The sequence below is a fragment of the Brevibacterium sp. 91QC2O2 genome (genome assembly GCF_024580695.1).
In the GTDB taxonomy this organism is placed as follows: domain Bacteria; phylum Actinomycetota; class Actinomycetes; order Actinomycetales; family Brevibacteriaceae; genus Brevibacterium; species Brevibacterium moorei.
In genome coordinates this window covers 1-473 of record NZ_JANIJY010000067.1, presented here as the reverse complement: position 1 = coordinate 473, position 473 = coordinate 1, and the positions used below count along the sequence as shown (strand labels likewise).

The window sequence follows — 473 nt, the reverse complement described above, 5'->3', positions numbered from 1 at the left end:
CGCCTCCATGATGTCGTCGTCCTGCTCGACGGCCATCTCGATCAGCTCCGAACGCGCCTGGGCGGCGGCATCCTTGAGGTTGTCGGGGATATCCTTGTACTCGAACTTGGCGCCGAGGCTCTCCTCGAGCCACACGATGGCACGGTTCTCGACCAAGTCGACGAGGCCGATGAAATCACCCTCGAGGCCGATCGGCAGGTACAGGACGGCCGGACGCGCGCCGAGGCGGTCCTTGATCATCTGCACGCAGCGATCGAAGTTGGCACCCGTGCGGTCGAGATTGTTGACGAAGCACATCCGCGGAACCTTGTACTTGTCCGCCTGGCGCCACACCGTCTCCGACTGCGGCTCGACGCCGGCAACGCCGTCGAAGCACGCGACCGCACCGTCGAGCACGCGCAGCGAACGCTCGACTTCGATGGTGAAGTCGACGTGGCCGGGCGTGTCGATGATGTTGATGCGGTGGTCGTTCC

Annotated in this window: 1 protein-coding gene; it reads right to left on the bottom strand. The window is 64.5% G+C overall.

The features are described from left to right. The coding region (locus NQ036_RS15445) for a GTP-binding protein (RefSeq protein ID WP_257060021.1) at positions 1–473 on the bottom strand (473 nt) is incomplete at both ends.